Annotated in this window: 3 protein-coding genes; all 3 read right to left on the bottom strand. The window is 42.1% G+C overall.

Annotation, left to right across the window (positions count from 1 at the left end; translation table 11 throughout):
- Positions 1-1,056, bottom strand: a 1,056-nt coding sequence (locus ACEW8O_RS15370) for a TRAP transporter large permease (protein WP_373495507.1), incomplete at its 3' end; no start/stop codon positions are given.
- A gap of 5 nt (positions 1,057-1,061) precedes the next feature.
- On the bottom strand, positions 1,062-1,547 hold the full coding sequence (locus ACEW8O_RS15365) for a TRAP transporter small permease (RefSeq protein ID WP_373495506.1): 486 nt from the start codon (positions 1,545-1,547) through the stop codon (positions 1,062-1,064).
- 847 nt (positions 1,548-2,394) lie between these two features.
- Positions 2,395-3,375: a TRAP transporter substrate-binding protein gene (locus ACEW8O_RS15360; protein WP_373495505.1), complete on the bottom strand. Its 981-nt coding sequence runs from the start codon at positions 3,373-3,375 to the stop codon at positions 2,395-2,397.
- Between the last annotated feature and the right edge of the window lie 136 nt (positions 3,376-3,511).

Below are 3,511 nucleotides of genomic sequence, written 5' to 3'. Positions count from 1 at the left end.
CACAATAGGAAGGAAAATCGGGGTGAAAATCAAGACAGCCGGAGTCATGTCCATAAAAATCCCCACAAACAATAAGATCAGATTGATCAAAATCAAAATGACAAAAATATTGTCAGAGACGGAAAGCAATGAAGCACTGATGGATTGGGGTATGTCTTCACTGGACATCACCCAAGACATACTCATGGATGTGGCAATCAGCAGCATTACTATAGCAGTAGTTTCAGAAGATTTAAGAAGAATTGAAGGAATTTCTCTCCATTTCAGTTCTCCATAGTAAAATGACAGACCCAAAGTATAAATCACTGCAATGGCAGAAGCCTCTGTGGCTGTAAATACCCCACCAACGATCCCTCCTATCACAATGAACAAAAGCATCAAAGATGGAAAAGCACGGAAAAATTTGCTCGTCAATTCTTTTAAAGTTGTTCGCTCTCCGGCGGGAAGATTGTGTTTTTTGATAAATATTGCTGCTGTCACCATCAATATCAGACCAATAAACAACCCTGGCAAATACCCTGCAATAAACAGGGCCGCAATGGAAACTCCACCCGAAGCCAATGAATATACGATCAGTATATTCGATGGAGGAATTATTAAACCGGTAGTCGAGGAAGTGATGTTGACCGCTGCACCCAGTCCTTTGGGATATCCTTCAACATCCATCCTTTTTCCCAGGATTCCTCCAATAGCTGAAACGGCTGCAGCTGCCGAACCTGCAATAGCCCCAAACAACATGGCTGCAATGACATTGACATACAACAGGCCACCGGGAAGTCTCCCTGTGAAAGCTTTTGCCAGTTCTATCAATCTATTGGCGATCCCACCTTTGTTCATGATTTCTCCTGCCAGGACAAAAAAAGGAATGGCCAATAAAGCAAAACTATCCAATCCTGTACCCATTCTTTGGGCTATGGTGGTACCGGAAGGAATGACAGCAACGGACACCATCAATGTCAGAAAGCTGGAAATACCCAAACTCCAAGCAACAGGGACACCGATTCCCATCAGGACAATAAAAGATAATACCAAGATTAAAATACTGATATATTCCATGTTGATCAGGCTTTTTGGGTTTGCAAATGGTTTTGGATACTAAAAATCTGATAATAAATCACTAACAATCCACTAATGGGAATGATAGAATATACAAAGGCTAAAGGGACTTGAAGAGTTGCGGATTTTTGCTGCAAAATATAGGTGATATACACAAGATTACTTCCTCCCAAAACCATTACGCATAATGCAAAAAACAATACCACTGAATTGATAATTATCATCAGTCGCATTTTTGGAATACCGCTCAGTTTTCTGGGCAGGATATCAATGGCCAAATGTTGGTCCTGTCCGGCAACATAAGCAGCCCCCAACATTCCCAACCAGATCAGCATATACCTGGACAATTCATCTGTGAATGAACTGGGATTTTGAAAAATATATCGGGACATTACCTGCCAAGTGACGTTGACGACCATAAAAGCCATCAATATGATCAAGGCCCCTGCCACTATTTTATCAAGTTTGGTTTTGAAACTTAGGTTGGCCATTTTTTTGGGTTAGTTTGTACTTTTTTAAATGGTTTTAATTGTTCCGCCTCTGTGGACGGGGGAATTTTTGTTGTGATTGGCAAGTTGTCAGCTTTTAGAGTAACCTCCGCCTATGTGTGCCTCTTTATAGAGACGTTACCAATTTTAACGGCACATGATGCTATCCGCCTTTTTCTTTAATTTCAAATATCGTCCATACCTACGGTATTTTTGGTGACATTAACTTCCTCTTTTACCCTGCAATAAATTACAGGGCTATAAAATCGGTCATGCCTACGGCACTTGTGAATTAAATCAAACCTAAGATAAAAGCTGAATAACATGAACAAATTCCACCATCTAACTTCTACCTTCATCCTGCCCAAATCTACAATCTACCTTCTACCTTCTACCTTACCTTCCCCCTTCATCCCTTAAGAGATTGCCACGTCGAAAGAAGGATTTTTCAAAACACCAAAGTTTCACAAGTGCTCCTCGCAATGACGTGCCGCCTTCATCCTTCATCCTTTCTCCTTCATCCCTTAAGAGATTGCCACTTCGCACGAAGGACTATTCAAAATATCAAAGTTTCCCAAGTGCTCCCTACCAAAATCGGCAGGCAGGCTCGCAATGACGCACCACCTTCATCCTTCATCCTTTCTCCTTCATCCCTTAAGAGATTGCCACGTCGCACGAAGGATTTTTCAAAATATCAGAGTTTCTCAAGTGCTCCTCGCAATGACGCTTTCTCCTTCATCTTTCCTACTTCCTCCCTCTACCTTCTTCCCCAATCTAAAATCTACCCTCTAAATTCTACCTTACTACCTTCATCCCTCATCCTTTCTCCTTCATCCTTTCTTCCCTTCCCTCACTCCACCCTCCTTATCCTCTCCACCATTTCATACATTTCAGGTTCGGTAATTTTGAATGATTCATAAAGGGATTCGACGGCTTCTCTGAATGGGGTTGGGTCGGGATAGGTAATTGTTACTCCTGCCTTTTCCATTTCTCTAAGAGATTCTTCTACAGAAGCAGCCCAAAGTTTATATTGGAAAACGGCGGACTCATCAGCAGCCTCCTGAATCCATCGCTTTTCCTCATCATCCAGGGTATTCCAGACTTTTGTACTGACAATGACTACATCAGGGACTGCAGTGTGTTCATTGATGGAATAAAATTTACATACCTCATAGTGCCTGGAGGTATATAAGCTGGGAGGATTGTTTTCCGCGCCATCTACAATACCCTGCTGAAGGGCAGTATATAGCTCTCCATAGGAAACAGGAGTGGGTGAACTGCCAAAGGTTTTGATCATATTGATGGCCATATTACTCTCAAGAGTTCTTACTTTCAGTCCTTTCAGATCTTCAGGACTTTCAACCGATTTTGTTTTGGTATAAAAACTCCTTTTACCGGCATCATAATAAACCAATCCTTTGAGCCAGAATTCCTCGCTTTCTGAAAGCAATTGTTTGCCGATTTCTCCTTTCAGAACCTTGTCACGATGCGCATCATCCCTAAAGAGGTACGGCATGGACAACACCTGAATTTTCGGAGCAAAACTTTCCAAAGTAGCGGAGGAGACTTTGGTCATACCCAAGCTGCCTATCTGAAGCAATTCAACCAATTCCCTTTCGGTACCCAATTGTTGGTTTGGATAAACACGTATCTGGACTTTGCCTTCGGACTTCTCCTCTACTCTCTTTGCCATAAAAACCATGGCTTCATGAACCGGATGGGTGACACCCAATCCATGTCCCAATTTTATCAACCTTACTCCTCTGGGACCGGTGCAGGCGGTAAGCAGGAGTGTAAGCAACAGAAATGAGCCTAGTGTATATTTAATCATCTATTTCAATTCTTGAATAATGTTCAAAGCTGATTTGATGTTTATTTCCAATCCATCAAAATCTCCCTGTTCTATTGCCTTTTTGCCAAACAGTTGGGATCCCATGCCCACACAATGCACTCCGGCCTTAAACCAG

The organism is Aquiflexum sp., assembly GCF_041749095.1.
In the GTDB taxonomy this organism is placed as follows: domain Bacteria; phylum Bacteroidota; class Bacteroidia; order Cytophagales; family Cyclobacteriaceae; genus Aquiflexum.
Note: the sequence above shows the minus strand (reverse complement) of the source record. Positions and strands in the feature narration are given on the sequence as shown.

What these genes read in the sequence shown, in the direction of transcription:
- ACEW8O_RS15365 (WP_373495506.1), bottom strand. Translation starts at nt 1,547, where the DNA reads ATGGCCAACCTAAGTTTCAAAACCAAACTTGATAAAATAGTGGCAGGG.
- ACEW8O_RS15360 (WP_373495505.1), bottom strand. Translation starts at nt 3,375, where the DNA reads ATGATTAAATATACACTAGGCTCATTTCTGTTGCTTACACTCCTGCTT.